The organism is Arthrobacter sp. RAF14 (genome assembly GCF_052114185.1).
Classification (GTDB): domain Bacteria; phylum Actinomycetota; class Actinomycetes; order Actinomycetales; family Micrococcaceae; genus Arthrobacter_E.
Genome location: NZ_JBFREG010000002.1, coordinates 171,187 through 196,409, shown reverse-complemented (window position 1 = coordinate 196,409; position 25,223 = coordinate 171,187). Strand labels below are relative to the sequence as shown.

19 protein-coding genes and 1 riboswitch are annotated in these 25,223 nt (G+C 69.0%); of the genes, 12 read left to right on the top strand and 7 right to left on the bottom strand.

Annotation, left to right across the window (positions count from 1 at the left end):
* The first annotated feature begins 90 nt into the window (after window positions 1-90).
* Entirely contained in the window at window positions 91-1,149 is a 1,059-nt protein-coding gene (locus AB4Y75_RS08545; RefSeq protein WP_441435446.1) for a LacI family DNA-binding transcriptional regulator, read from the top strand.
* Between the two features lie 65 nt (window positions 1,150-1,214).
* Window positions 1,215-2,384: a Gfo/Idh/MocA family protein gene (locus tag AB4Y75_RS08540; protein WP_441435445.1), complete on the top strand. Its 1,170-nt coding sequence runs from the start codon at window positions 1,215-1,217 to the stop codon at window positions 2,382-2,384.
* A gap of 121 nt (window positions 2,385-2,505) precedes the next feature.
* Here AB4Y75_RS08540 and AB4Y75_RS08535 read toward each other — a convergent pair whose 3' ends face one another.
* Together AB4Y75_RS08535 and AB4Y75_RS08530 are read right to left on the bottom strand one after the other, a co-directional pair.
* Window positions 2,506-3,423 (bottom strand): LysR family transcriptional regulator, encoded by a 918-nt coding sequence (locus tag AB4Y75_RS08535; protein WP_441435444.1) that lies wholly within the window; start codon window positions 3,421-3,423, stop codon window positions 2,506-2,508.
* Between the two features lie 273 nt (window positions 3,424-3,696).
* Window positions 3,697-5,034, bottom strand: coding sequence for an amidohydrolase family protein (locus tag AB4Y75_RS08530; protein WP_441435443.1), 1,338 nt, complete (start codon window positions 5,032-5,034; stop codon window positions 3,697-3,699).
* 180 nt (window positions 5,035-5,214) lie between these two features.
* Between AB4Y75_RS08530 and tdh the strand changes: the two genes are divergently transcribed.
* The 3 genes from tdh to hutI all read left to right on the top strand — a co-directional run bounded on the left by tdh (window position 5,215) and on the right by hutI (window position 8,987).
* Window positions 5,215-6,261: an L-threonine 3-dehydrogenase gene (gene tdh / locus AB4Y75_RS08525; protein WP_441435442.1), complete on the top strand. Its 1,047-nt coding sequence runs from the start codon at window positions 5,215-5,217 to the stop codon at window positions 6,259-6,261.
* Window positions 6,262-6,402: 141 nt separating this feature from the next.
* Window positions 6,403-7,617, top strand: coding sequence for a glycine C-acetyltransferase (locus AB4Y75_RS08520; RefSeq protein WP_441435441.1), 1,215 nt, complete (start codon window positions 6,403-6,405; stop codon window positions 7,615-7,617).
* A 164-nt stretch (window positions 7,618-7,781) separates the two neighbouring features.
* A complete protein-coding gene (gene hutI / locus AB4Y75_RS08515; RefSeq protein WP_441435440.1) occupies window positions 7,782-8,987 on the top strand; it encodes an imidazolonepropionase in 1,206 nt (401 codons plus the stop codon).
* A 97-nt stretch (window positions 8,988-9,084) separates the two neighbouring features.
* Here the strand turns inward: hutI and AB4Y75_RS08510 are convergent, their stop codons facing one another.
* The gene (locus AB4Y75_RS08510) at window positions 9,085-13,488 is read right to left on the bottom strand and encodes an endo-alpha-N-acetylgalactosaminidase family protein (protein ID WP_441435439.1); all 4,404 of its coding nucleotides are present in this window, start codon (window positions 13,486-13,488) and stop codon (window positions 9,085-9,087) included.
* Between the two features lie 446 nt (window positions 13,489-13,934).
* Between AB4Y75_RS08510 and AB4Y75_RS08505 the strand changes: the two genes are divergently transcribed.
* From AB4Y75_RS08505 to AB4Y75_RS08485, 5 genes are all read left to right on the top strand, one after another.
* A complete protein-coding gene (locus AB4Y75_RS08505) occupies window positions 13,935-14,849 on the top strand; it encodes an SIS domain-containing protein (protein WP_441435438.1) in 915 nt (304 codons plus the stop codon).
* Between the two features lie 111 nt (window positions 14,850-14,960).
* The gene (locus AB4Y75_RS08500; RefSeq protein WP_441435437.1) at window positions 14,961-15,890 is read left to right on the top strand and encodes an ROK family protein; all 930 of its coding nucleotides are present in this window, start codon (window positions 14,961-14,963) and stop codon (window positions 15,888-15,890) included.
* Window positions 15,887-16,870, top strand: coding sequence for a 1-phosphofructokinase family hexose kinase (locus tag AB4Y75_RS08495; protein WP_441435436.1), 984 nt, complete (start codon window positions 15,887-15,889; stop codon window positions 16,868-16,870). The genes AB4Y75_RS08500 and AB4Y75_RS08495 overlap by 4 nt, the downstream gene beginning before the upstream one ends.
* On the top strand, window positions 16,867-17,715 hold the full coding sequence (locus AB4Y75_RS08490) for a class II fructose-bisphosphate aldolase (protein WP_441435435.1): 849 nt from the start codon (window positions 16,867-16,869) through the stop codon (window positions 17,713-17,715). The genes AB4Y75_RS08495 and AB4Y75_RS08490 overlap by 4 nt, the downstream gene beginning before the upstream one ends.
* The gene (locus AB4Y75_RS08485; protein WP_441435434.1) at window positions 17,712-18,557 is read left to right on the top strand and encodes a DeoR/GlpR family DNA-binding transcription regulator; all 846 of its coding nucleotides are present in this window, start codon (window positions 17,712-17,714) and stop codon (window positions 18,555-18,557) included. Before AB4Y75_RS08490 ends, AB4Y75_RS08485 begins: the two co-directional genes overlap by 4 nt.
* 74 nt (window positions 18,558-18,631) lie before the next feature.
* Here AB4Y75_RS08485 and AB4Y75_RS08480 read toward each other — a convergent pair whose 3' ends face one another.
* Window positions 18,632-19,312 (bottom strand): histidine phosphatase family protein, encoded by a 681-nt coding sequence (locus tag AB4Y75_RS08480; RefSeq protein WP_441435433.1) that lies wholly within the window; start codon window positions 19,310-19,312, stop codon window positions 18,632-18,634.
* A gap of 89 nt (window positions 19,313-19,401) precedes the next feature.
* Here AB4Y75_RS08480 and AB4Y75_RS08475 point away from each other — a divergent pair, with 89 nt between their 5' ends.
* Complete coding sequence (locus AB4Y75_RS08475; RefSeq protein ID WP_441435432.1) at window positions 19,402-20,226, top strand: CPBP family intramembrane glutamic endopeptidase; 825 nt, start codon at window positions 19,402-19,404, stop codon at window positions 20,224-20,226.
* A 65-nt stretch (window positions 20,227-20,291) separates the two neighbouring features.
* On the opposite strand, the gene AB4Y75_RS08470 is transcribed toward AB4Y75_RS08475, so the two are convergent.
* The 3 genes from AB4Y75_RS08470 to AB4Y75_RS08460 form a co-directional block, all read right to left on the bottom strand.
* Entirely contained in the window at window positions 20,292-21,914 is a 1,623-nt protein-coding gene (locus tag AB4Y75_RS08470) for a hypothetical protein (protein ID WP_441435431.1), read from the bottom strand.
* Between the two features lie 255 nt (window positions 21,915-22,169).
* The gene (locus tag AB4Y75_RS08465; protein ID WP_441435430.1) at window positions 22,170-22,808 is read right to left on the bottom strand and encodes a VOC family protein; all 639 of its coding nucleotides are present in this window, start codon (window positions 22,806-22,808) and stop codon (window positions 22,170-22,172) included.
* Between the two features lie 196 nt (window positions 22,809-23,004).
* Window positions 23,005-23,463, bottom strand: coding sequence for a hypothetical protein (locus AB4Y75_RS08460; RefSeq protein WP_441435429.1), 459 nt, complete (start codon window positions 23,461-23,463; stop codon window positions 23,005-23,007).
* A 178-nt stretch (window positions 23,464-23,641) separates the two neighbouring features.
* A riboswitch (SAM riboswitch) is annotated at window positions 23,642-23,759 on the top strand.
* Between the two features lie 88 nt (window positions 23,760-23,847).
* On the opposite strand from AB4Y75_RS08460, the gene AB4Y75_RS08455 reads away from it, so the two are divergent.
* Complete coding sequence (locus AB4Y75_RS08455; protein WP_441435428.1) at window positions 23,848-25,167, top strand: bifunctional o-acetylhomoserine/o-acetylserine sulfhydrylase; 1,320 nt, start codon at window positions 23,848-23,850, stop codon at window positions 25,165-25,167.
* The last annotated feature ends 56 nt before the right edge of the window (window positions 25,168-25,223 follow it).

Below are 25,223 nucleotides of genomic sequence, written 5' to 3'. Positions count from 1 at the left end.
GCGGTGGAGCCTGTGGCTAGAGTTGCCGCAGGTCCACCGCACGGGCGGGGCGAGTCGGTTCCGGGGCATCCGGGGGGAAGAGGTCAGATCATGAGCGAACGCACGGCGACAGGAACGGACACCACGGCCGGGTCCGGGAATGCTCCGCACACGGCGGTCCGGCCCACGATCCGCATGGTGGCCGACCTGGCCGGTGTCTCCACCGCCACGGTCTCCTATGTCCTCTCCGGCCGCGGCTCGGGCGCCAAAGGCCCCGGGGTGAAGGAGGAGACCACCCGGAAGGTGCGGGATGCGGCCGAGGAACTCGGCTACCGCCCCAACCAGGCGGCGCGAGCGGTGCGCACCGGGAAGACCCAGACGGTGCTGCTCTCCATGACGATGCTTCAGGACCCCTGGTCCCTGGAGGTGGTCGACGCGGTCAGCTCCCTGGCACGGCAGCACGGTCTGACCCCGCTGATCATGGCGGACGATGACTGGAACGTCGCCCTGGAACGGACTCAGGCGGACGCCGTGTTCATCGATGCCGTGAAACCGGCGCAGCGCAGCGCACTGGCAGGTCTCGCCAGCCGCGGTCTGAAGCTGCTGGTGTTCGACAGCACGGTGGAACCGGACGGCTACGACGTGGTCCGCTCGGACGATCTGCACGGCTGCCGGGCGCTGGTGGACCACCTGCTGGACGGCTGGGACGACGTCGCGTGCCTGGGGCCGGGCGCCTCCCGGACGGACCGAGGGCGGCCCGGGGTGTTCCACGCCGCACTGGCCGACCGCGGCCGGGTCGCTCCGGTGAACCGCGTGGCGGACATCGACGGATCCCCGGAATCGGCGTATGCCGGGGCTCTGAAGCTCCTGACCCCGGAGGACCGGCCCCGCGCCGTGTACGCCACGAGCGACTACATCGCCATCAGCGCCGTGCACGCGGCCCAGAGTCTGGGCCTCGTGGTCGGCGAGGACATCGCCATCGCCGGGGTGGGCAACACCCTGGCCGGCGAACGGCTCACGCCGGGCCTCACCAGTGTGGGCCCCCGGAATCTTCTGGGCCGGGTGGCCGAGCTCATGGTCGAGCTGGCCACGGAGCGGCGCCCCGTCGGGGAGCTGCATGACTTCCCCTGGGAAGTCTGGGAACGCGCATCAACAGGAAAGCCGGTCTGAACGGACCGGCGACATCACCCGCCTCCGCACCTGGATCGCGGGCCAACAGCAAAGGAACTACCCTCATGGATCTCTCCGTAGCCGTCGTCGGCTTCGGCCTGCGCTCCGGCCTGTGGCGTCACGCCCACAAGCCTGGCGAAGGATCGCGCGTCACCATCATCTGCGACACGAGTGAACGTGGCCGGGCGGACGCCGCCAAGGCGCTCCCCGGTGTCACGGTGACCGGCGACCTTCAGGACGTGCTGGATTCCGGCGTCGACGCCGTCCTGGTCCTGACTCCGGACAGCCAGCACGCCGCCGTCGCGGTCCAGACGCTCAAGGCCGGCATCGCGACGTTCTGCGAGAAGCCGCTGGACATCTCCCTGGAAGCCGCCGATTCCATCCTCACGACGGCGCGCGAGACCGGCACCCGGCTGTATGTGGGCCACAACATGCGGCACATGCCGGTGGTGACCCAGATGCGGGACCTGATCAAACAGGGTCTGATCGGTGAAGTCAAGGCCGTGTGGTGCCGGCACTTCGTGGGCAACGGCGGGGATTACTACTTCAAGGACTGGCACGCCCAGCGCCGCAATGTGAACACCCTCCTGCTCCAGAAGGGCGCCCACGATCTGGATGTGATCCACTGGCTCGCCGGGGGTTACACGGCTCGGGTGTCGGCGATCGGGAAACTGGCGGTCTACGGCGACGTCACGAGCCGCCGGGACAACTCGGACCGCCGCATGGGGGACTGGTTCTCGGTGGACAACTGGCCGCCCGCGGCGCAGACGGACCTGGCCGAGGAGATCGACGTCGAGGACATCTCCATGATGAACATGGTCCTGGACAACGGGGTGCTGGCCTCCTACGAACAGTGCCACTTCACCCCGGACTACTGGCGCAGCTACACCGTGATCGGGACCGAGGGCCGCATGGAGAACTTCGGGGACGGCCCGGGGGAGACCATCAAGGTCTGGAACACGCGGTCCAGTTACGGTTTCGTGGAGCCTGACCTCGAGGTGGAGATCCTCGACGGCGACGGCGGTCACGGCGGCGCGGATCCGCTGCTCATCGGGGAGTTCCTGCGCTTCGTCCGCGACGGCGGCCAGACCCAGACCTCGCCGGTGGCGGCGCGCCAGGCGGTGGCGGCGGGCATCCTCGCGGCCGAATCGCTGCGCGGCGACGGCTCGGCGCTGACGGTCCCGCCGCTGGACCCGGACCTCGTCGAGTACTTCGAGCGGGGCCAGACGGCCTGATCCGTCGGGCTCAGGCGTTGTGTGCTCAGTTGTTGCGGGTGTTGCCGAGAAACACCCGCAACAACTGAGCACGCAAGTTGATGGGGCGGTCTCAGCGCGGGTGGGCTCTGTGCGGGCGTCCTCAGCCCACCAGCGCCCCCATGACCTCGCGGAACGCCTCGGCCACTCGTCGCACGCTGCGGCGTTCGAGCGCCTCCGGACGGGCCAGGAGGTCGATGCAGCGGCGGGTGTCCAGCCCTTGCAAGGGGCGCAGCACGATTCCTTCCGGCAGTGACTGACCCAGCGCCGCACGCGAGGTGTAGCGGGGAAGCAGGCCGAGCACACCGCCGTCGGCGACCAATGCCGCGACGGTGGAGTAGTCGTTGATGCGGTGCACGATCTCCAACGGCCTGCTGGCCAGGGCCGCCACCGCGGTGAGGACGTCGTCCGGCGAGTAGCCGGGGCGGCTCGTCACCCAGGGCTCATCCGCCACGTCCGCGGCGGTGAGTTCCGTGCGCCGTGCCAGGGGATGGTCCGCCGGAAGCGCCACATCCAGCGGCTCACGGGTCAGCTCGATCACCGCGACCCGGTCCCGCGGCCATGGCGGGCTGTGCTCCATGCGATGGGCCAGGACCAGATCGTGCCGCGCCGTCAGGGCGGGGAAGTCCTGCTGCGCCACGTCCTCATCGGTGAAGCGGACGCGCGGCTGCCCCTCGCCGGACAGCGCCCGCGCCAGGGGAGCGAACAGCGCCTGCCCCGCGGAGTGGAAACCGCTCACCGTCACCGACGCGTCCGGCGCCTCCTGGAAGGCGTCGATCGCGGCATGCGCCTGAGCCATGGCGGCGACGACGGCGGCCCCCGCGTCCGCGAGCACCTCACCGGCGTCGGTGAGAACCAGAGTCCGGCCCTCCTTGCGCGTCAGGGGCACCTTCACGCTGCGCTGCAGGAGCATGAGCTGCTGGGAAACCGCGGAGGGCGTGACCATCATGGTCTCCGCCACCGCTTTGACGCTGCCGAGTGCGCCCAGCTCGCGCAGGACCTGAAGCTGTCGGATATCCATGAGCACATCCTAAATCGTTCCAGCGCACGATTTAGGAGAGCTGAAGTGTGGGGTGTCCGTCCGGCCGTCCGTGAGGCCGACCTTTCTCCTTCGCCTCGCCCGCCATTCACCGGCTCGGCCGAGTCCGCTATGGACAGCGCGAATCAGCTACGAGTGGTAGCGGACTCGCGGCGTCCGTAGCGGACTCGGCGACCAAGGGGGCGGGGCCGGCGACCCAAGGGGGCGAGGTCGGCGGGACGGCCGCGCCCGCCGCCGAACCGCCCCCGAACCACCTCAGAGGCCGTTGCGGACCACGACCCCCTGGGCCACCACGGAGTTCACCTTCTCCAGGGCGGTGCCGTCGCTGAGCGGATCGGCGTCCACCACGACCGCGTCGGCGAAGGAGCCCGGGGCGAAGCGGCCGGCCTTGCCTTCCAGACCGAGAAGGCGCGCGGAGTAGGTGGTCGCGGCGCGGAGGGATTCCAGCGTGGACAGTCCCGCCTCGTGCAACCGGCGTACCTCGGTGCCCAGTGGCGTCACCTCGGTGCCGAAGGAGTCGGTGCCGGCCACCACCGTCACGCCGGCTTCGTGGGCGGCGCGGACGGCGGCCTGGTGGATGGGCGTGTATTCCTTGCCGCGGGCCGCGAGGATCGGATTGGGGTCATCCGCCATGCTGTCCACCGCCTGCAGGGTGGGGGTGAAGTAGGTACGACGGCGTACCATCTCGGCGATCGTGGCCTCCGTGAGGTAGACGCCGTGCTCGATGCTCTTGACCCCACCGCGGACCGCGCCGTCGATTCCCTCGGCACTGTAGGCGTGGCAGAGCACGCCCGCGCCACGGGCTGCTTTGACGATCGCGGCGATCTGGTCCCGGCCGTAGACGAGCTCGCGGGGATCCTGCTCGGGGATTCCGGCACGGGGATTCGCGCGGGTCTTGATCACGCGCGCACCACGGGCGAGATTGATCCGGGTGAAGTACGCCAGGTCGTGTACGTCCCGGATGCCGTTCTTGAGTCCGGCCAGGGGCGCCAGATCCGGGTCGGCCAGGATCGAGTCGCCCTGATCCGGGGAGACGAACAGGCCGGCGGCGAGCATGCGCGGGGACAGGCCCGGCGCCCACTCGGGCAGCGCGGCGAGGGCCACGTCCTGGTAGAAGCTGCTGCTGCCGCTCCGGACGCTCGTGGTGCCGTTGTGCAGGTGCAGGCGGACGTCCTCGAGGCCGTTGGCGTGGACGTGCGCGTCGACCAGACCGGGCACCACCCAGCGGCCGTGCGCGTTGAGCCTCTGTGCACGCCGGGCGACGGCGGCCACCGCCTTGCGAGTGGTATCCCGATTTCCGACGGCGGTCACCTCACCGCCGTCGAGGACCAGGACGCCGTCTTCGATCGCGCCGCCCGTGAGCGGGTCCACGATGGTGCCGCCCTCGATGATGATCGCACCCGGGGTGCGGGGGCGTCCGGGGTAGGCGAGGGCGGAGGTTTGCGGGGCGGCTTCGGCCGAGGAGGCTCCCGCCAATTGTGCGGCGATGCCGGCCGCCGTGATGCCCGCGAGGGCGGCGGCTCCGGCGAGGATGCCGCGCCGGGGGAGGTTGCTGGGCGGCTGGACGGTGCTGTTGTGGTCATGGGTGCACATGGGGAGTCTCCTCGGGGAGGTGAGGCTCGTGTGGGTAAGCTCACTTAGTTTGGAATACCAAAGTTACGACATGAGCATGAAGTCGCGCCAGCCCCCGCGAGGACGGTTAAGTAAATCCTTAACTCAGGAGTGAGATACTTGAGCTTGTTCTAAGCCATTTCAGGGCTTGTAATGGGACTCATGAAGGCTCTGTACAAGTCCGGCGCACACCCCGGCTTCGAACTCGTGGACCGCCCCGAACCCGGCACCGGCGCCGGGGACGTGAAGATCCGCGTGCACACCACCGGCATCTGCGGCACCGATCTGCACATCCAGTCCTGGGACGCGTGGGCTGCGAGCACCATCAATGCCCCGCTGATCGCCGGCCACGAGTTCTACGGCGAGGTCGTGGAGGTCGGCGAGGACGTCCGCGACGTCAAGGTGGGGGACCGCGTCTCCGGCGAGGGTCACGTGGTCTGCGGCATCTGCCGCAACTGCCGGGCGGGCCGCCGGCAGATGTGCATCCACACCTCCAGCGTGGGCGTGCAGCGCGACGGCGCGTTCGCCGAGTACGTCGTCATCCCGGAGGAGAACGTCTGGGTCCACCACGACCCCAGCGTGACCCCGGAGCTCGGCGCCATCTTCGACCCGTTCGGCAATGCCGTGCACACCGCCCTGAGCTTTCCCCTGGTGGGCGAGGACGTTCTCATCACCGGCGCCGGCCCCATCGGGCTGATGGCCATCGCGGTGGCCCGCCACGCCGGCGCCCGCAAGATCGCCATCACCGACGTCTCGCCGAGCCGCCTCGAACTGGCCCGGTCCATGGGCGTCGACCTCGCCGTCGACGTCTCCAAGACCCGCATCAGCGAGGCCCAGCGTGAGCTCGGCATGCGGGAGGGCTTCGACATCGGCCTCGAGATGTCCGGTCATCCCACCGCGCTGCCCGAGATGATCGAGAACATGAACCACGGCGGCCGGATCGCCATGCTCGGTCTGCCCAGCCAGTCGATCGACATCGACTGGGGCAAGGTCGTCACCCACATGCTGACCCTCAAGGGCATCTACGGGCGCGAGATGTTCGAGACCTGGTACGCCATGAGCGCCATGCTCTCCTCCAACCCGGTCCTGCACCGCAACATCTCCGCGGTCATCACCGACGTCCTGCCCGCCACCGAATGGGAGAAGGGCTTCGAGGCGGCCCGCGGTGGGCACGGCGGCAAGGTCGTGCTCGACTGGCGGAACATCTAGCAGCCCTTCGCCGACGACGACGGCGCGCGGCCGCCTCCGCGCGCCGTCGTCCTCCGCGGGACGGACCTTCCCGCACGCACCTCATCCTCGTAAGCTCGCAAGGGGGCGCCCACCCCGCGGGCCACCGCCGAAAGGACCATCATGTACGGCCTCATCAAGGACCAGCTCGCCACGGAGCTCGACGACATCCGCAGCGCCGGCCTCTTCAAGGAAGAGCGCAACATCACGTCGGCCCAGTCCAACCGGATCACGGCCGGCCCGCTCGGCCGGCCCACGCGCGAGGTGCTCAACTTCTGCGCCAACAACTACCTGGGCCTGGCCGATCACCCCGAGATCATCGCCGCCGCCAAGGACGCCATGGACAGCCACGGCTTCGGCATGGCGAGCGTCCGGTTCATCTGTGGCACCCAGGACCTCCACCTGGAGCTCGAACGCAAGGTCTCCGAGTTCCTCGGCACCGAGGACACGATCCTCTTCTCCAGCTGCTTCGACGCCAACGGCGGCGTGTTCGAGTCGCTCTTCGGCCCCGAGGACGCGATCGTCTCCGACGCACTGAACCACGCCTCCATCATCGATGGCATCCGGCTCTCCAAGGCCCGCCGCTTCCGGTACGCCAACCAGGACATGACCGATCTCGAGGCCAAGCTCCGCGAAGCCACCACGGACGCGCCGGGTCAGCCCGCCGCGCGCCGCGTGGTGATCGTGACGGACGGCGTGTTCTCCATGGACGGGTACCTCGCACCGCTGCGTGAGATCTGCGATCTGGCGGACAAATACGGCGCCCTGGTCATGGTGGACGACTCCCACGCCGTCGGCTTCATGGGCCCGACGGGAGCCGGCACCCCGGAGCACGCGGGCGTCAGCGACCGCGTGGACATCTACACCGGCACCTTCGGCAAGGCGCTGGGAGGCGCGTCCGGCGGTTACGTGTCGGGCCGCTCCGAGATCGTGGCGATGCTGCGCCAGAAGGCCCGTCCGTACCTCTTCTCCAACTCCCTGGCGCCGGCCATCGTCGCCGCGACGCTCAAGGCGCTGGAACTGGTCCGGGATTCCGGGGAACTCCGCGAGAAGCTCTTCGAGAACGCCGCCCTGTTCCGCCGCCGCATGACGGAGGAGGGCTTCGAACTGCTCGACGGCGAGCACGCGATCATCCCCGTCATGTTCCACGATGCCGTGGTGGCGGCGAAGGTCGCTTCGGCCATGCTGGAGCACGGCGTGTTCGTGACCGCGTTCAGCTTCCCGGTCGTCCCCCGCGGTGCGGCCCGGATCCGCGTCCAGCTCTCCGCACGGCACAGCGCCGAGGACGTGGAGGCGTGTGTCCAGGCGTTCGTGGCGGCCCGCGCCGCGTCCGCCTGACCCTCGCCCTTCCATTCATTGCTCCGTAGGTGTCGTTCTGAGCCCTCAGAACGACACCTACGGAGCAATCGATGGTTAACGAGGGCGGCAGCTGGTCCGGGATCCCGGACACGGGTCCGGGGGAGACCGGGACGGGACCGAGCGGCCCCGGCAGAATGGAGACCATGAGCCTCCTGATCACCAACATCGCCGAACTCATGACCCAGGACGGTGAGCGCCGGGTCCTCAAGGACGCCGCCGTCGTCGTCGAGGGGGAGCGGATCTCCTGGATCGGGCAGGCCTCCGACGCCCCGGCAGCCGACACCGTGAACGACGCCGAGGGCCGCGCGCTGCTTCCGGGCTGGGTGGACTCGCACACGCACCTCGTGTTCGCCGGGGACCGCACGGCCGAGTTCGAGGCCCGCATGGCGGGGGAGAGCTACAGCGCCGGCGGCATCGGCGTGACCATGAACGCCACCCGCGAGGCCTCGGACCAGGAGCTTCTGGACCTCGCCCGCACCCGACGTGCCGAAGCCCTGCGCGGTGGCACCACCTACTTGGAAGCGAAGACCGGCTACGGCCTGAGCACCGAGCACGAGGAGGCCCTGGCCCGGGTCACCGCCCAGGTGGCGGATGAGGTCACCTTCCTCGGAGCACACCTGGTCCCGAAGGGTACGGACCCCGAGGCCTATGTGGACGAAGTGGTCGGGCCGATGCTCGCCGCCGTCGCACCCCACGCGCGCTGGGCCGATGTGTTCTGCGAACGCGGAGCCTTCGATGAGGCCCAGTCGCGCCGCGTGCTGGAGGCCTGCGCCGCGGCCGGTCTGGGGCTGCGCGTGCATGGCAATCAGCTGGGCCCGGGCGCCGGGGTGCGCCTCGCGGTCGAGCTCGGCGCCGCGAGCGTGGACCACGTGAACTATCTGGAGGACGCCGACGTCGCCGCCCTCGCCGCGAGCTGGGAAGCGTACGACGGCGGCCACGGCCCCCGCGGCACGGTCGCCACGTGCCTGCCCGCCTGCGATCTCTCCACCCGGGAGCCCCTCGCCCCGGCACGCCGTCTGTTGGATGCGGGCGTCGAGGTGGCGATCGCCTCCAATCTGAACCCGGGCACGAGCTACACGAGCGCCATGAACTTTTGCGTGACCACCGCGGTGCTGCAGATGGGCCTGAGCGTCCACGAAGCCGTGCGCGCCGCGACCTTCGGCGGGGCGCTCGCCCTGCACCGCGAAGTGGGCGAAGACGTGGAGGGGCGTCGTGCGGTCGGTTCGATAGCCGTCGGGCACCGTGCGGATCTTCATCTGCTCAACGCCCCGAGTGCCACCCACCTCGCCTACCGCCCGGGCATGCCGCTGACGCAGGCCGTCTGGCAGGCGGGCGTCCAGGTGGTCTGACACGCCACGACCCTCGCGAGAGAACAGCTGACGCCCCTAAAACGAGGTTTTAGGGGCGTCAGCTGTTACTTCGCGTGCCGTACAGGGGAGGGACGGGTCAGCAGGTGAAGCGGGCGTTGGCCCAGTCACCCCAGTCGTCGCCGCCGTCGTCCCCGTTGGTCAGGGCCTTCAGCTCGACCCGCGAGGCGCCCGTGATGTCCACGGTGACCGGCGCCGCGGCATCAGGGGCGCTGAGGACTGCACTGCGGAATTTCTCCACGCCGTCCACCAGCACCACGAACACCACGGAGCCCTGCAGCCCCTTGCCGAGCTTCTTGTCATCCACTCCCACCAGGGCGTTGAAGGCCGTGCACTTCTTCTGCACGTCGATCACCACCGACGAGTCAGCGTGGACGCCGATGCCTTTGGCGTACCGGGTCCCGTCCAGGGTCAGGGCGGGGCCGTCGCCAGGGCTGTCCTCGCCGTTGGCGGTGTCCCGCTCGGCGGGGCCCCAGCCGTTCGCTTCACTCACCCAGGGGAGGTCGGAGGCGTAGACGGTGCCGGAGAGCTCGACGGCGGGCGCGTCGTGCCGCTGATCGGAGCAGCTGAAGCGGGCCGCTCCCCAGTCGGCGTGGTCGTTGCCGTTGCCGTCCGCGGTGGGATCCGCCACGAGCTCGACGTACTGGGCCCCGGTCAGGTCGACGTCCAGCTTCGCGGTCGCCGAATCGGGCCGCATCACCGGGGTGACGGTCTTGACCTTGCCGTCCGCCACCACGCTGAAGATGACCGAGCCGCGGCTCTTCTGCACGTCGTCGATCCCGACGTCAGCCGTGAACCGGGTGCAGTAGCCGCCCAGGAAGTACTTGACCGTCGAGGGGGCGTGAGCGCCGAGGCCCTTCGGGTACACGACGCCGTTGAGGGTGATCGGGGTGCCGTCGCCGGCGCCCTGCTCCCCGTTGGACTTGTCCCTCTCCACGGGACCCCAGCCGTTGCTGGAGCTGACCCAGTCATGGTCGCTCGCGTAGACGTCCGCCTGGGGCGGCCTGGGCAGCGTCTTGACCGCGACGGCGGTGCTCGTCCTGCGGGGACCCTTCGGATCCACGGTGGTCCGGTAGCTTCCCGTGACGCCGATCGAGTAGTTGCCGTCCGCGCTGCCGGGCGCCGTCACGGACCAGGTGGTGGTGAACTTCGCGCCGGCGGCGACGCTGCCCGCGGTGGCGGGGGTCTTCGCCTCGGCGGTCCAGCCCTCGGGGAGCTGGAGGCTCACGGACACGTCGCTCACGGCTGCGGGCTCGTTGTTCTGCAGGACCGTGGTGAAGTCACTCGCCTTGCCCTGCTGAAGCACGTCGCCGCCGAGTTCCCCGGACACGGTGGCACAGGCCGGGACCTCCGTGGCGGGACCGAGGTCCTCCATCAGGAAGTCGTCCAGGACGAAGTCCGCCCCGTCCGCGGAGCCGGTGCGGCTCAGACCGGTGAAGTAGCGGCCGCAATCGCCGGCCGTGAACTCCTGGGCGAAACGGGTGGTCTGCGTCTGGGCCGGGAGCGGCTTGCTGTCCACCGTCACGGGCGACTTGGCGTCGTAGCCCCACACCCAGCTGTACTGGCCGGCCAGGGAGTTCTGGTAGTCGAACGACACCCGGTAGCGATGGCCGGGGGTGAGCTTCACGGTGGAGTCCGAGGTCCGGTACACCATGCCGTCGTTCTCTTCGTGTGCCACCAGTGAGAAGTTCCCGTTGAGGGTCTTGTCCACGGCGTTCTGGTACCAGCCCTTCTGCGTGAACGGCGCGTTGCGGATGCTCAGGTGAGTGCGCGGGTCCGTGGAGCCGCCGGCGTCGCCCTTGATGAAGGGCCACCACCCCTGGTCCACGTTCTCAAAGTCCTCCTGGACCACTCCGCCGCCGGGGGCGCGGACGGTCTTCACGGCCCGGAAGTCGTCCACCCGGACCTTGGCGTCGCCGTCGCCCGCGGAGAGCTTCACCGTGGGCTGTCCGCCCTGCGGGACGTCCACCAGGACCCGGACGCGCTGGAAGGAGGTGCCGTTCTTCTCGTCCCCGGCCACGTAGTTGCGGGCGGTGGAGCGGTCCAGTGAGTACTCCTGGGCTTTACCCTGACCCGTGTCCACCGTGAGGCGGGTATCCCGGGTCTTGCCGGGTTCGATCTCCACCCAGGCGCTCACGGAGTAGGTCCCGGCCTCGAGCCGGCCCAGTTTCTGCGAGATCGAGGAGGCTCCGGATCCGAGTTCGGCGTAGCGCCGGCCCTTGGCGTCGCGGATATGCTGGACGGCGCCCTGCGGATTCCAGGCGGCGAGGCCGTCACCGTTGAATCCGGGGTCCTGGAACGGTGTCCCGGAACCGAACTGAGCCTTCGCCGGCAACTGCGTGGCCTTGCCGCGAGGCACCAGGACATACGGCTGGCCCGCCTCGGCGGTGAGCGTGACCTTCCCGTCGACCACCGGGACGGTGGTGACGAGGGTGCGGCCGTTGTCCCCGAGCTTGTAGACGCTCAGCTCGCGGGCGTTGGAGAAGCCCTTGCCCAGGGTCCACGTGCCGGTGCCGCCAGCGGCGCTGTAGTGGTACAGCTTGTCGGCCTTGCCGTTGTCCTTGGAGGACCAGGGCAGCAGGTAGTCGCGGCCCTGGAGGACCGTGACGCCGTCCGCGGTGATCGTGCGGTTCTCGGCCGTGGTTCCCGCGACGGAAACCCCGTCGGTGAGGTCCACGCGGTCCGGGGTCCAGCGCATGATCTCGTGGTGCTGCAGGAACTTGGTGGGCAGATTGGACTCCCAGACGTTCTTGGTGAACGCGTTGTAGTCGTTCTGCCCGGTCCAGCCTTCGAATTCGACGATGTGGCTGCCGCCGAGCCGGACGTCCGGGTTCCAGACGTCGGCCTGGCTGTTGTTCACGAAGCGGAGGATCTGGGAGTTGATGCCCTTGTTGTCCGTGCCGCCGTACTTCTCGTCGTTCGCCCAATGGGACCAGGTGTTGTTCCGGTTCAGCGAGTAGGCCCATTCGGAGCCGACGCGGAAGCCGTTTTTGACGAGTTCGTCCTGGATCTTCTGGGCGACCCAGCCGTACGAGTAGTAGACGTCCACGTAGACGAAGTCGAGGTTCTTGTCCGTGGCGTCGCGGAGTTCCTTGATGCGGGTGGCGAGCTTGCCGGTGTTGACGTCCGCGCGCTGGTTGATCCCGTAGGACTGATCCAGCCAGTTCCAGCCCTTGCTCTTGTCCGCGTTGAGGAGGTCCTCGCTGAAGGATTTGGCCTCGGGGTAGATCTCAGTGGCGTTGACATGCACGCCGAGGTGGGCGTTCCACTTCGCGCTTTCGGAGGCCAGCGTGTTCAGGTCCTTGAGCCCGCCGGCCCGTTCGTTGAAGTTGTTCCCGTAGTCCGTGTTGGCGGAGTCGTGGCCTTCGGAGGTGTAGCCCTTGAGCATGGCGACCTGGCCCAGACCGTCCGTGGCGAGGGAGATGCGCTTCACGTCGTCCAGGGTGCGGAGGAAGGGGTGCGTGGCCTGGGAGGCGAAGTTGAAGGGGATGTGGGTGATGACGTTGTCGGCGGTCTGGTCGCCCTTGTTGGGGCGGACGGCGATGGAGCGGAGGGCGATCGCGGCGTCCTGCCAGTCCACCTGCCGGTCGGCGTTGGCGTCGGCTGTGATGGCGACTTTCGCCCAGGGGAGTTCCTCGGTGGTGCTGGAGCCGGCCGCCCGGTGGAGCCACGCTCCGCTGGCGACGGAGGCCTCGCGTCCGCCGTCCGGCGTGGTGGTGACCTGGCTGAAGAACCGGCTGCCGTCGAGGTTGGCCGGGCCGGAGGAGGCATCGTAGAGGGAATTGCTCTCGACGGCGGCCGCCAGCGTCCCGGTGCTTGCCAACGCATAGGCCGAGCCCTTGGGTTTGGCGTCCGTGAGGGTGGTGGCCGTGATGGGGGTGAAGGTGTCCCCGGTGGCGTTGCGGTCGGTGGAGAGCCGGGTGGTGGACAGCTGGGCGCCGGGCTCCGCGGAGGAGACGGTGACGAGCTTGAGCCCGGGGATCTCCACGGTGGAGACCCTGTTCTCCGCGGTGTCCCGGATGTCCGTGATCCGGAAGGTCACCTGATTGCGGCTCAGGGAGATCGAGGCATCCAGGGCGACGCCGGGCAGCCCCGGTGCCGTGAGCGTGTACGTCATGGAGGTGTCACTGCTCTTGCGGGAGGTGACGCTGACGGCCTGATCCGTGCCGTTGATCTTCACGCTGGTGACGGCCTGGCGCGTGCCCGCGAGGGTGCCGCCGCTGTCCCGGTCCAGGTAGCTGATGACCTGGGGGAACGTGGTGGAGACGATGGCGGCCAGTTTCCCGGTGACCAGGACCTCCTGATCCTTGCCCGGCGTGGGAGGTCTGGTCTTGGTGGCGGGGGAGGCGGTGAGCTGCGCGGGGGCGGACGACGGCGTCGACCCCCAGGCGGGCAGGGCGCCGGTCAGGCCGGCGAGGGGTAGTGCGAGTGCCCCTGCCGTGCACCAGGCCAGGCCGCGCCGCGTTGGTCCGTGAATCCTCAAGGGATGCTCCTCTCTGAGCGAAAAAGTGCGGTATTGGTAACTATTGTTCAATGTGGGTCAGATCACAAGCCCAATGTGACATGTTTTGATTGATTTCCGCTCGGAGTGCTTACATTCCCGCAGAATGACGGGTGTGCTGAGCGCTGCGCTCACTCGCGTCACCCAGGTGCCAGGGGCCGCCCGATCCACCGGCCCGCCCGGACCCTTGGGTGGGATCGGAAGCCGACGCGCCCGCCGATGCCAGGCGTTGCAAGGGGTGTGCCCGTTCTTTCGTGTGCGCCGGACGAAACGTTATGCGTGTTCTGTGGACGTTTGGCCGGTCATGGAGTAGCGTAAAACTGATTGATTGAACCCTGGTCCAAGCATGTTTGATCACTCGTTCGTGATTACCACTCAAGGACCGGGGTTCGTCTCCTCAGACGATCACCACAGAGAAGGAGTCAACGATGACGGAACCCGTCCTCGGCGCCTACATGGACGAAGAACTCAGCTCGCAGCCCCAGGTCTGGGCGCAGGCGCAGGCACAGAGCCGGGAGGAAGAGCTGCTGCCCGCCAAGGGCCAGAAGATCGCCGTCATCGGCTGTGGCACGTCCTGGTTCATGGCCCAGAGTTACGCCGCCGCACGCGAAGCGGCAGGCCACGGCGTGACCGACGCGTTCGCGGCGTCGGAGGCCTTCCTCAACAGCAACAGTCCCGAGCGCGGCTACGACGCCGTCGTCGCCATCACCCGCTCCGGCACCACCACGGAAGTGCTGGAAGTCCTCGCTCAGCTCAAGGGCACCGTGAAGACCATCGCCCTGATCGGCGACATCAACTCGCCGATCGTGGATCTCGCCGACGTCGTCATCGGCCTGCCGTACGCGGACGAGCAGTCCGTGGTGCAGACCCGTTTCGCGACCACCGCCCTGGTGTACCTGCTGGCGAGCCTCGGCGAGAGCTTCGACGTGGCGATCGAGCAGGCGAAGGGCGCCGTGAGCGCACCCGTGGACCAGGAACTCCTCGACGCGGAACAGTTCACCTTCCTCGGACGCGGCTGGACCGTGGGCCTGGCCCACGAGGCCGGCTTGAAGATGCGGGAGGCCGTGCAGGGCTGGACCGAGTCCTACCCGGGCATGGAGTACCGCCACGGTCCCATCTCCATCGCCGCGCCGAACCGTGTCACCTGGCTCTTCGGTGAGGAACCGGACGGCCTGGCCGCCGACGTCGCCAAGACCGGCGCGCTGTACATCAACTCGGGCCTGCACCCCCTGGCCGATCTGGCCCGGGTGCACCGCGTGACGCTGGAACGCGCGCGGGTCCGCGGTCTGAACCCGGATCTTCCGCGTAACCTCACGCGGTCGGTCATCCTCGACGAGGCCTGAGCCGCACGGCCCGCGCAGCACCCTGCGCGGGCCGTCGCCTCACCAGCAGGACAGACCTCACCAGCAAGACAGCGCAGGACAGAACGGTCAGAGGACGGACGGGCAGGAAGCATGGCACTGGGATTCGCGGACGCAGGGGTACTCGCCTTCGACGTGGGCGGCACGGACATGAAGTCCGGAGTCGTCAACGCGGCGGGCTCCGTGCTGGCCTTGCGACGGCATAAGACGCCGCTGGATCCGGACCGTCCGGGGGAGGCCATCCTGGAACGGATCGTCGAGCTGTTCGGCGAATACAGCCGTCAGTACCCTGTGGGGACGTTCGAAGCGGTCGGCATCACGGTGCCCGGGCTAGTGGACGAGGCCCACGGGATCGGCATCTACTCGGCCAATCTGGGCTGGCGGAACTTCCCGTTCCGGGAGCGGGCGGAGCACCTGCTCGGCATGCCGGTGGCATTCGGTCACGACGTCTCCAGTGCCGGGGCGGCCGAGATGGAGCTGGGCGCTGCGCGCGAGTTCCAGGACGCCATGGTCATGGTGGTGGGCACCGGCATCGCCGCCGCGATCTTCACGGGAGGCCGTGCCGTCTCCGCCGGCGGATTCGCCGGGGAGATCGGCCATTCGATGGTGCCGGACCCCGAGGGGCAGGGCAGCGTCATCCTCGAGTCCGTCGGCAGCGCCGGGGCGATCGCCAAGCGCTATGTCCGCCTCACCGGCACCCCCGTGGACGGCGCACGGGAGGTCCTGGAACGCGCCCTCACCGGAGAGCCCGAAGCCCTCCGGATCTGGAACCAGGCCGTGGAGGCGCTGGCCTTCAGCATCTGCCAGTGCGTCTCGATCCTCGGGACCGAAGCCGTGGTGATCGGGGGAGGCCTGTCTGCCGCCGGGGAAGCCCTGCTGGACCCGCTGCGCCACGCCGTGGACCACGCCCTCGACTTCCAGCGCCGCCCCGTGATCCGCGCGGCGGCCCTCGGCCAGGACGCCGGCATGCTCGGCTCGGCGCTCAAGGCCCGCGCCCGGCTGCTGGAGGTGCGGCTGCCGTGAGTGACACGCCGCTGACACGGAACACCGCAGACCGGACGACGCCGGGACGCGTCGTCACCGTGACCCCGAACCCCGCCCTGGACACCAGTTACTTCCTGGAACGGATCGAGCACGGCGCCAGCCACCGGGTGGCCCCGCCGCTGGCCCGCGCGGGCGGCAAGGGACTCAACGTCTCCCGGGTGGCGCACCAGCAGGGCCGCCGCACCCTGGCCGTGGCCCCCGTGGGAGGGTCCACGGGCGAGGTCTTCGCCGCGGAGCTGGAGGCCAGCGGGGTGCCGCACCGTCTGGTCCCGGTGGAAGCCGAGACCCGGCGCAGCATGGCCTTCGTCGAGGAGGCCCTGGGGGACACCACCATCTTCAATGAGAGCGGCCTTCCACTGGCCGCCGCCGACTGGCAGCGGCTCGCGGCCGCCGTCGTCGACTCGCTGCAGGACGCCGCCGTGCTGGTGGGCTCCGGCAGCCTGCCGCCGGGCGCGCCCGCCGACTTCTACCCCGCCCTGGTCACGCTGGCCCATCAGCATGGCGTCCCCGCCATCATCGACACCTCGGGACCCGGCATCCTCGCCGCGGCCCGGGCGGGCGCCGACATCCTCAAGCCCAATCATCACGAACTGCTCGACGCGTTCGGCGGGGACGATCTGCCGGCCGCCGCGCTGCGGCTGCTGGAGCTGGGGGCCCGCACCGTCGTCGTGAGCTCCGGGAGCGACGGCATGCGGCTCTTCTCCGCGGACCACCCCCGGCACAGCTGGCGGGCCCGGCTCGCCGAACCCCTGAGCGGGAACCCGACCGGGGCGGGGGACGCCGCGGTCTCGGCGCTGGCGACGGCGCTCGCCGAGGGCCTCACCGACCCCGAGGGCCTGCTCCGGAGGGCCACCTCCTGGTCGGCCGCCGCGGTCCTGATGCCCGGGGCGGGGGAGATCTCACCCCGGCACACCGAACTGGAACAACACCTGATCATCACCCTGGAGGAACTTGCATGAGCCTGGTCAGCACCCGCACCATCATGGACCGCGCCACCGGGCGGGGCAGCGGTCAGGGAGCCTTCAACGTCATCCATCTGGAAACCGTGGAAGGTCTGATCGCCGGGGCGGAGGAGGCCGGGCTGCCTCTCATCCTGCAGATCTCGGAGAACTGCGCGAAGTACCACCGCGGCCTGGAACCGCTCGCTCTTGCGACGCTGTCCGCGGCGCGCTCCGCCGGGGTGGACATCGCCGTCCACCTGGATCACGCCGAGAGTGAGGATCTGGCCCGGCAGGCCGTGGACCTGGGCTTCGGCTCCATCATGTACGACGGCGCGCATCTGGACTACGCGGAGAACGTCGCCTCGACCGCGCGGGTGCGGGAGTACGCGCACGCCGCAGGCGTCTACGTCGAGGCGGAGCTGGGCAAGGTGGGCGGCAAGGACGGAGCCCATGCCCCCGGCGTCCTGACCGACCCCCAGGAGGCCCGGGACTTCGTCGCCGCCACCGGGGTCGACGCCCTGGCGGTGGCGGTCGGATCCTCTCACGCGATGACCAGCAGGGACGCCCAGCTGAACCTGGAACGCATCGCCGCCTTGCACGCCGCGCTGGAGGTTCCGCTGGTGCTGCACGGCTCGTCGGGGGTCTCCGACGCGAACATCCAGGCGGCGATCCGTTCGGGCATGACGAAGATCAACGTCTCGACACACCTTAACGGTTTCTTCACACGGGCTGTGCGCGAGTACCTTGAAGCTCATCCGGATATTGTGGATTCCCGGAAATACCTGGGGGCAGGGCGGGCCGCGCTGGTTCCAGAAGTGGCCCGGCTTCTGACTCTCTTCAACACTGCGGAGCGTACTTCATGAACCGGACTGACCGATTGACGGCGATCCTCGACCTCCTGGCGGAGCGCGGCCAGATCGAGGTGGAGGACATCGTCACCCAGCTGGGTGTCTCTCCCGCCACGGCACGCCGTGACCTGGACTCCCTGGCGAAGCAGCGCCTCCTGAGCCGTACCCGGGGCGGCGCCACCACGGGCTCCGTCTCCTATGACCTGCCGGGCCGCTACAACCGGGACGACAACGCCGAGGCGAAGCAGCAGATCGCCCTGGCCGCGTCCTCCCTGGTGGAGCCGTACATGGTGGTGGGCCTCGGCGGCGGAACCACGAGCACCGCCCTGGCACAGGTCCTCGCGACGCGGGACGACCTCAACGCCCCGTCCAATCGACCCACCCTGACCGTGGTCACCAACGCGATCAACATCGCCTCCCAGCTGGCCGTGCGCCCCAACATCAAGATCATGGTCACGGGCGGCATCCTGAATCCGCGCTCGTACGAACTGGTGGGCCCGTTCACGGACACCATCATGCAGAAGGTGGCGCTGGACATCGCGTTCATCGGCGTCAACGGGGTGGACCCCGTGCTCGGCCCGACCATCAACGATGAGGGAGAAGCCCAGGTCAACTCCCTGATGGCCAAGCGCGCGCTGGAGGGCTACATCCTGGCCGACTCCTCCAAGATCGGCAAGCGGGCCTTCGCCACCATGCACGGCTTCCAGATGCGCAACCTCATCACGGACGAGGGGATCTCCGCCAAGGACCTCAAGGCGTTCCAGGACCGTGGCACCAAGGTGCTCGTGGCCCGGGAGGGTGTCGCGGACCACCGCCACGCCGCCCCGGTCGCGCCCGAGGAGGACTCGGCGCACTAGGACTGTTGCGCCTGGACAGGCGCACCTGGACTGGTGCGCCGGGACCGGAGCGCGCCGCGGCGCGGCGTCCGGCCTCAGAAATGCAGGGGCGGCGCGTCCAGCACGGTGGCCGCCTCGCCGCACTGTGTCCACTGGCTGAACGGCGTGTCCAGGCGGTACTTGCCGTGGTCCTCGCGGATGAGCGTGCGGATCTCCGCGTTGCCCGGATTGTTGAGGGACTCGAAGTACTCCACTGACCAGTGGAACCAGCGCATGCAGAACAGCCGCATGGTCAGGCCGTGCGTCACCAGCAGGGCGTTCGGGGCGTAGCTGGGCTTGGACCAGTGGCGGTACAGGGTCTCCATGAAGCTGGAGATGCGGTCGTAGACATCCGAGCCGGACTCGCCCTCGCGGAACCGGTAGAAGAAGTGCCCGTAGGCGTTCCGGAGTTCCTTCTGGTCCGCGATGTCCCCGGCGATCTGGAAGTTGGCCCAGTCCTGTTCCCGGAGCCGCGGCTCTTCGATCACCCGCTCCGTCAGGTCCTCCAGCCCCAGGGCCTCCAGCGTCTGGTACGCCCTCAGATACGGGGAGACATAGACACAGACCTGCTGGCCGTCCAGCTGGCGGCGGATCTTCTCACCCGCCTGGCGGGCCTGCTCCACTCCGAGCTCGGTGAGCGGGATCCGGTAGTCCGGGACCCGGTTGTAGATCCCGGTGTCCACATTGGCCGCCGACTGCCCGTGCCGGATCATGATGATTTGCTGCGGCGCACTCATAGGCCCAGCTTAGGCGCACCCCGGGGATGCCGGAGCCCGGGGACCGGCGAAGGGTGCGCGTGTCCACGGCGCGTCACTACAGTGGTGACATGCCACGCCTGAAGCCGCCCGCGCCGTCGTCGTCCCTGGATGGGGAACCCCTGGCCGATGGCGCGCGACGCCGGCGGCTCCGGTGGGAGATCACACTGGTGCTGGCGCTGTCCCTGGGGCAGTCCGCGGTGTACTCGGTGGTGCAGCTGGCCGACAAGCTCAGCCGTGGCCCGCTCTCCTCTGCGACGTCCACCCTGAACCCCTCCCGGAATCAGCGGGAGCTTTTCGACCTGCTGTACCAGCTCCTGGACATCGTGTTCTCCCTGGTGCCCGTCCTGCTCGCCTTCTACCTGCTCGCCACCTTCCTGCCCTGGCACGGTGAAGCCGGGCGGAAGCCGTGGCGCGGGATGGGTTTCGATCTGGCGCGTCCGGTGCGCGACGGCGGGACGGGCCTCGGGCTCGCCTTCGCCCTGGGAGCCGGGACCCTGGGCCTGTATGCGGTGGGCAGGGCGCTCGGCATCACGACGGCGATCATCCCGGCCGCGCTCGACGCCCACTGGTGGACGGTGCCGGTCCTGGTGCTCTCCGGGATCCGGCACGGCGTCCTGGAGGAGACCCTGGTGGTCGGCTACCTGTTCCGTCGACTGGGTCAGCTGGGACTGTCGCCGTGGTGGATCGTCCTGGCGAGTTCCCTGCTGCGGGGCAGCTACCACCTGTATCAGGGTTTCGGGCCGTTCCTGGGGAACGTGGTGATGGGGCTCGTGTTCGGCTGGGTGTACTTGAGGTGGCGGCGGGTGATGCCGCTCGTGGTGGCTCATGCCCTGCTGGATGTGGGCGCGTTCGTGGGCTACGACCTGTTCGGCAAGGCGATCGGGCTGGGCTGAGCCCTGCCCGGCCGCCCCGCCCTGCTCGGCCATCGCAGTCCGACCGCGATGCCGGGTGGCCGCCGTCAGCGCGCTCCCAGCAGCTCCCGGGTCAGGGTGGTGGCCAGGTCGTCGAAGCCGTTGAGCCGTTCACTCACTGCCGGTGAGGTGGTGCCGGTGCCGGTGCCGGTGCTTTGGCCGCGGTCCGGGAAGGCGGACATCTCGATCAGGAGCAGGCCCGGTTTGTCCGCCGTGGTGTCCGCGACCAAGGCCGTCCGCCGGGTGTCAGGAGCGCCCCGGAGTGCTTCCCCGCTGGTCGTCTTCGCGGCATGCCCGGCGAGTTCGGTGTCCTTGGCGTAACGGGTTTCGGTGAGTAGCAGCTTGCTGTTCAGGGGTAGCGCGGCCACCGCTCCGACCCGGACGACCAGGCTGTGAGTCGGTTCCACGAATTCGCACAGCACAGGGAGCACACTGGCGTTGAGCCCGCCGGACCCCTGGGGGACGACCGTGACGGGTTCCAGACCCGATCCCGCGAGCTTGCGGACCGTGGGAGCCGCGGCGGTGCACAGGGTGTTCGCATCCGCGGCGCCGTGAGCCACGGTCTGGCGCTGATCGGATGGCGCCGCGGCGTCCGTGGCGGGAGCGCACTTCCGGAGATCCTGGTCCTGCACGTGGGCGCAGGCGCCGAGGCCGGCGACGTCCGGCTCCGACGCGGCGTACACGAGTGAGGACTTGCCGGGAGCCTGCGGCGTGGCTTTGGCGAGCGCGGGAATGAGCTTCTCCGCCAGCGAGACAGCGCCGTCGCAGTCCGCGGCCTCGGCCTGTGCCTGGACCACGCGGTCAGCCACGGGAGTCTGTTCCGGCCAGGCGTCCCAGAGCAGCGTGCATCCGGCCCCGGAGTCCTTCCAGAAGAGGACGTCGGTCCCGGCGATTTTCCGCACCTCGTCGTCCTGCCATCCGCCGCCTGTGCGCATCTGCGCCAGCGGCTGCCGGTAAGCGAGGGTGAGGGCCTTCCTGGTGTAGACCGGCGCACCGAGGGAAGCTGCGGCGTCCCGCCACACACCGCATTCACTCAGGTTGCTGTCGAAGGTCTTGCGGGGCGCCACGGACTCGCCCGGAGGCAGTTCGCCGAGCGCCGTGGCCAGCACGTCGCATACGGCGACGCCGGGGCGAGAATCCTTCCGGGCGAACGACGCCGGGTCATCCCGCAGGCGCGGCGCGATGGACTTGGCATAGGCCTCGGGCTGGGTGCAGTCGTAGGCGGACAGCGAGTCCTGGGCCAGGGTGATGGCGTGCTCGAAATCGACGGGCAGGCTGATCGTGCAACGACCGGTCGACCGGCTGGAACGGTACGCCACCACACCGCCGAGTTCGACCCGGTCCTGCCAATGCCGCTGGGACGCGCTGCTGTTCCGATAGATCACGGCCTGCACCCCGTCGTCCTGGACCCGGCAGTCGGACGGGGTGGAACTGACGAGCTGGGGCCGCAGGCCGAAACCGGCGGTGATGCGCGGGTCGAGCAAGGCGCACGGGTCGACGGCGGCCAGCCGGCGGCGCACCTCGGCCTGATCACGGTCCGGGTTCCCTGCCGGCACGGACCGCTGCGTCGGAGACGGCTGGGCCGGTCCGGGCTTCCCGCCGTCGGGGGTGCACGCCGTGACCAGTACGGTCAGCGCGGTGAGCAAGGCTGCGAGTGATTTCTTCTTCATGGCCCTCCCTCTGGGCTATGACGCCACACCCGTCGGAGCGGGGTGGCGGGGTCCACGGCGGCACCGCTGTCCGGCACGGCCGGTTCGGACCGTACGGGAAATGGCACCGTCGCCTGTGGACCCATGGTACTGATGCGAGTGGTGACGTTAAGGCTCCCGGCATGGACAGCCCGCACCAGGGGGTCAGACGAAAGAGGCCGCCGCTTCCGAGAGATTCGGAAGCGGCGGCCTGAACCCGGACTGAGCCGGTGGGACTCAGAGGGTCACTGAACCCTTGGCCGTTTCGAAGGTGACGGACATGATGCCGGGGGTGCCGTGCGGAGCGATCCACTCCACGGCGACGTCCTCCAGCGGGTTCTCCACTTCCTCGCCGAGCCATTCGGTCACGCGCTCCGCGGAACCGGCGATGGTGAGGCTGGAGACCCGGACGTCACTCGGGTACACGAGCGACGGATGGAGGGTGGAGTCACCCTCCCACTTGAGCATGTACGGCACCTGCGGGTCCGCGAGGAGACCCAGGATGCCGATCTGCTTCCAGATGAGCTCGCGGCCGTCGGGGAACTTCCGGTTCCCGGGGACGGCTTCGCGGCCCAGACGTGATTCAAAGGGGGCCAGGTCGTCCACGGCGACGCACCAGCCCATCCACCCACCGCCCATCGCGGAGCGCGCACGGACGGCTTGGCCGAAGGGCGCCTTGTCCGATGCGGGGTGGTCCAGGACTTCCACGACCTCAAGGTATTTGTGGTCGGCCAGGGGGAAGATCATGTTGCGGGTGCCGAAACGGGGGTGTACCCCACCGCGCACCGCGTGCAGTCCAAGAGCGGCAGAAATGCGCTCCGCCGTGGCCTGTAGGCCATCGCGTTCACAAGCGTAAGAAACGTGATCCATGCGCATGGCATCATCCTTGCACTTTGTGACAAGGCACTCAGCTTAGGGTTACCTAAGTCACTCGGCGGCAGTGGTTTTCCGGGAGTCCGTGCGGATTTCCCGGGTTCCGGGCTTGGGTGGGCATGGCCGGAAGGGGCGACCAGGGGCCGCAGCGGTGAGGCGACGCACCTGCCGCGGCTCTGGCCACGGCAGAGTCATCGGCTCAGTTGCAGACCGTGACGTGGCGGTAGCCGAGCACCCGGTCGCCCGCCCGGTTGTACACATTCGCGGCGATGCCGACGCACTTGCCTCTCATGTTCGTCAGCTGGACTCCTCCGGCGTAGTACTCGTAGATCCCGTGGTCGTAGGAGTACACCGAGCTGGTGGCGATGTTGAGGCCCAGATTGCTGCTGCCGGCCTTGTTGTCGTACAGCATGGCGCACGCCGTGCCGCCGTTGTTGCTCGAGTACCAGTACTGAATCGTCGCCGTCGTACCCGGAACCGCGTAGGTGTTCTTCTTGATCCCCGCGCACTGTTTCACGATCTGCCCGTGCTGTTCGAGCGGTCCGGCGGATGCCGGAGCGCTCGAGGCCAGCAGGCCCGCGACGGCGAGGCCGGCGGTGGTGACAGCGGCCAGCAAGCGGCGGCCGAAACGTGGTGTGTGGTCTGTCTGAGTGCTCATGATGAAACTCCTCGGTGATGCAGGTGAGTGATGGTTCAGAGTCAACCTCACAGGTCCGCGGAGGGGAATGGGCAGACCTCCCCATTCGCGGGGATCCCGGCGGAGGGAAGCGTGCTCCGGGACGTACTGTGACGCACGCCTTTCCCGCGCCGCTCCCGGCCCTTTACCCTGATTCTCAGGTCATGAGTGCCAGCACTGAGCCCCGGCTTGCTGGCCGGCAACCCTCCGTCCGCGGCGGGGTGCCCCGGGTGAAGACCGGGCGGGTCGGCATGCACGCCGGCACGCAAGCGCGGGCCGTGGGCGCCGTCTACCTCCCTTCCGGGAAGGCTGACGCCGGCGATGGTGGGGGAGACCGTTCCTGGCCCTTGAAATCTAAGGAATGCCATGACCAACAACTGGTCCTTCGAAACCCGCCAGATCCATGTCGGTCAGGAGCCGGACGCCGCCACGGGCGCACGGGCCCTGCCGATCTACCAGACCACGTCCTTCGTGTTCCCGAGTGCCGAGAGTGCGGCCAACCGCTTCGCGCTCGCGGAGCTGGCCCCCATCTACACCAGGATCGGAAATCCCACCCAGGATGCCGTGGAGCAGCGCATCGCCAGCCTCGAAGGTGGCCTGGCCGCCCTGCTGCTCAGCTCGGGTCAGGCCGCGGAGACGTTCGCGATCCTCAACATCGCGGAGGCCGGCGACCATGTGGTGGCCAGCCCCAGCCTGTACGGCGGCACGTACAACCTCCTGGCCAACACCCTGAAGAAGTTCGGCATCCAGGTCACGTTCGTCGAGGACCCGGACAACCTGGACCACTGGCGCGCCGCGGTGCAGCCGAACACCAAGCTGTTCTTCGCCGAGGTGGTCTCCAACCCGCGGCAGGACGTCCTGGACATCGAGGGCGTCGCCTCCGTGGCCCACGAATCCGGTGTCCCGCTGATCGTGGACAACACCCTCGCCACCCCGTACCTCATCCGGCCGCTCGAATGGGGCGCCGACATCGTGGTGCACTCCGCCACCAAGTACCTGGGCGGCCACGGAGCGGCGATCGCCGGCGTGATCGTCGACTCCGGCAAGTTCGACTTCGGAGCGGACCCGGAGAAGTTCCCGGGCTTCAACACCCCGGACGAAAGCTACAACGGCCTCGTCTACGCCCGGGATCTCGGCGCCGACGGCGCTCTGGGCGCCAACCTCAGCTACATCCTCAAGGCGCGTGTGCAGCTGCTGCGTGACCTCGGATCCGCCGTCAGTCCGTTCAACGCCTTCCTCATCGCCCAGGGTCTGGAGACTCTCAGCCTGCGCGTGGAGCGGCATGTGGAGAACGCGCTCAAGGTGGCCGAATTCCTGGAGGCCCGCGACGACGTCGAGCGCGTCGCCTATGCGGGACTGCCGAGCAGCCCGTGGTTCGAGCGGGGGCGCAAGTATGGCCCGAACGGCATCGGCGCCGTGGTGGCGTTCGAGATCGCCGGTGGGCTGGAGGCCGGCAAGGCCTTCGTGGACGCCCTGGAACTCCACTCCCACGTGGCCAACCTGGGCGACGTGCGCTCCCTGGTCATCCACCCCGCCTCCACCACCCACGCCCAGCTGAGCGAGGAGCGCCAGCGCGCCGCGGGCGTCACCCCGGGCCTGGTCCGGCTCGCGGTGGGCATCGAGCACATCGATGACATCCTGGCGGACCTGGACGCCGGCTTCCGGGCGGCCAAGGCTGCCGTCTGAGTCCCTCGGGACATCTGCAGGGCCGCGTATTCTTCGGAATGCGCGGCCTCCTGCGC

Coding starts and splice junctions, on each gene's coding strand:
- AB4Y75_RS08500 (WP_441435437.1), top strand. CDS start 14,961: ATGGCACTGGGATTCGCGGACGCAGGGGTACTCGCCTTCGACGTGGGC.
- AB4Y75_RS08540 (WP_441435445.1), top strand. CDS start 1,215: ATGGATCTCTCCGTAGCCGTCGTCGGCTTCGGCCTGCGCTCCGGCCTG.
- AB4Y75_RS08490 (WP_441435435.1), top strand. CDS start 16,867: ATGAGCCTGGTCAGCACCCGCACCATCATGGACCGCGCCACCGGGCGG.
- AB4Y75_RS08465 (WP_441435430.1), bottom strand. CDS start 22,808: ATGCGCATGGATCACGTTTCTTACGCTTGTGAACGCGATGGCCTACAG.
- AB4Y75_RS08535 (WP_441435444.1), bottom strand. CDS start 3,423: ATGGATATCCGACAGCTTCAGGTCCTGCGCGAGCTGGGCGCACTCGGC.
- AB4Y75_RS08505 (WP_441435438.1), top strand. CDS start 13,935: ATGACGGAACCCGTCCTCGGCGCCTACATGGACGAAGAACTCAGCTCG.
- AB4Y75_RS08485 (WP_441435434.1), top strand. CDS start 17,712: ATGAACCGGACTGACCGATTGACGGCGATCCTCGACCTCCTGGCGGAG.
- AB4Y75_RS08460 (WP_441435429.1), bottom strand. CDS start 23,463: ATGAGCACTCAGACAGACCACACACCACGTTTCGGCCGCCGCTTGCTG.
- tdh (WP_441435442.1), top strand. CDS start 5,215: ATGAAGGCTCTGTACAAGTCCGGCGCACACCCCGGCTTCGAACTCGTG.
- hutI (WP_441435440.1), top strand. CDS start 7,782: ATGAGCCTCCTGATCACCAACATCGCCGAACTCATGACCCAGGACGGT.
- AB4Y75_RS08480 (WP_441435433.1), bottom strand. CDS start 19,312: ATGAGTGCGCCGCAGCAAATCATCATGATCCGGCACGGGCAGTCGGCG.
- AB4Y75_RS08470 (WP_441435431.1), bottom strand. CDS start 21,914: ATGAAGAAGAAATCACTCGCAGCCTTGCTCACCGCGCTGACCGTACTG.
- AB4Y75_RS08475 (WP_441435432.1), top strand. CDS start 19,402: ATGCCACGCCTGAAGCCGCCCGCGCCGTCGTCGTCCCTGGATGGGGAA.
- AB4Y75_RS08520 (WP_441435441.1), top strand. CDS start 6,403: ATGTACGGCCTCATCAAGGACCAGCTCGCCACGGAGCTCGACGACATC.
- AB4Y75_RS08545 (WP_441435446.1), top strand. CDS start 91: ATGAGCGAACGCACGGCGACAGGAACGGACACCACGGCCGGGTCCGGG.
- AB4Y75_RS08455 (WP_441435428.1), top strand. CDS start 23,848: ATGACCAACAACTGGTCCTTCGAAACCCGCCAGATCCATGTCGGTCAG.
- AB4Y75_RS08530 (WP_441435443.1), bottom strand. CDS start 5,034: ATGTGCACCCATGACCACAACAGCACCGTCCAGCCGCCCAGCAACCTC.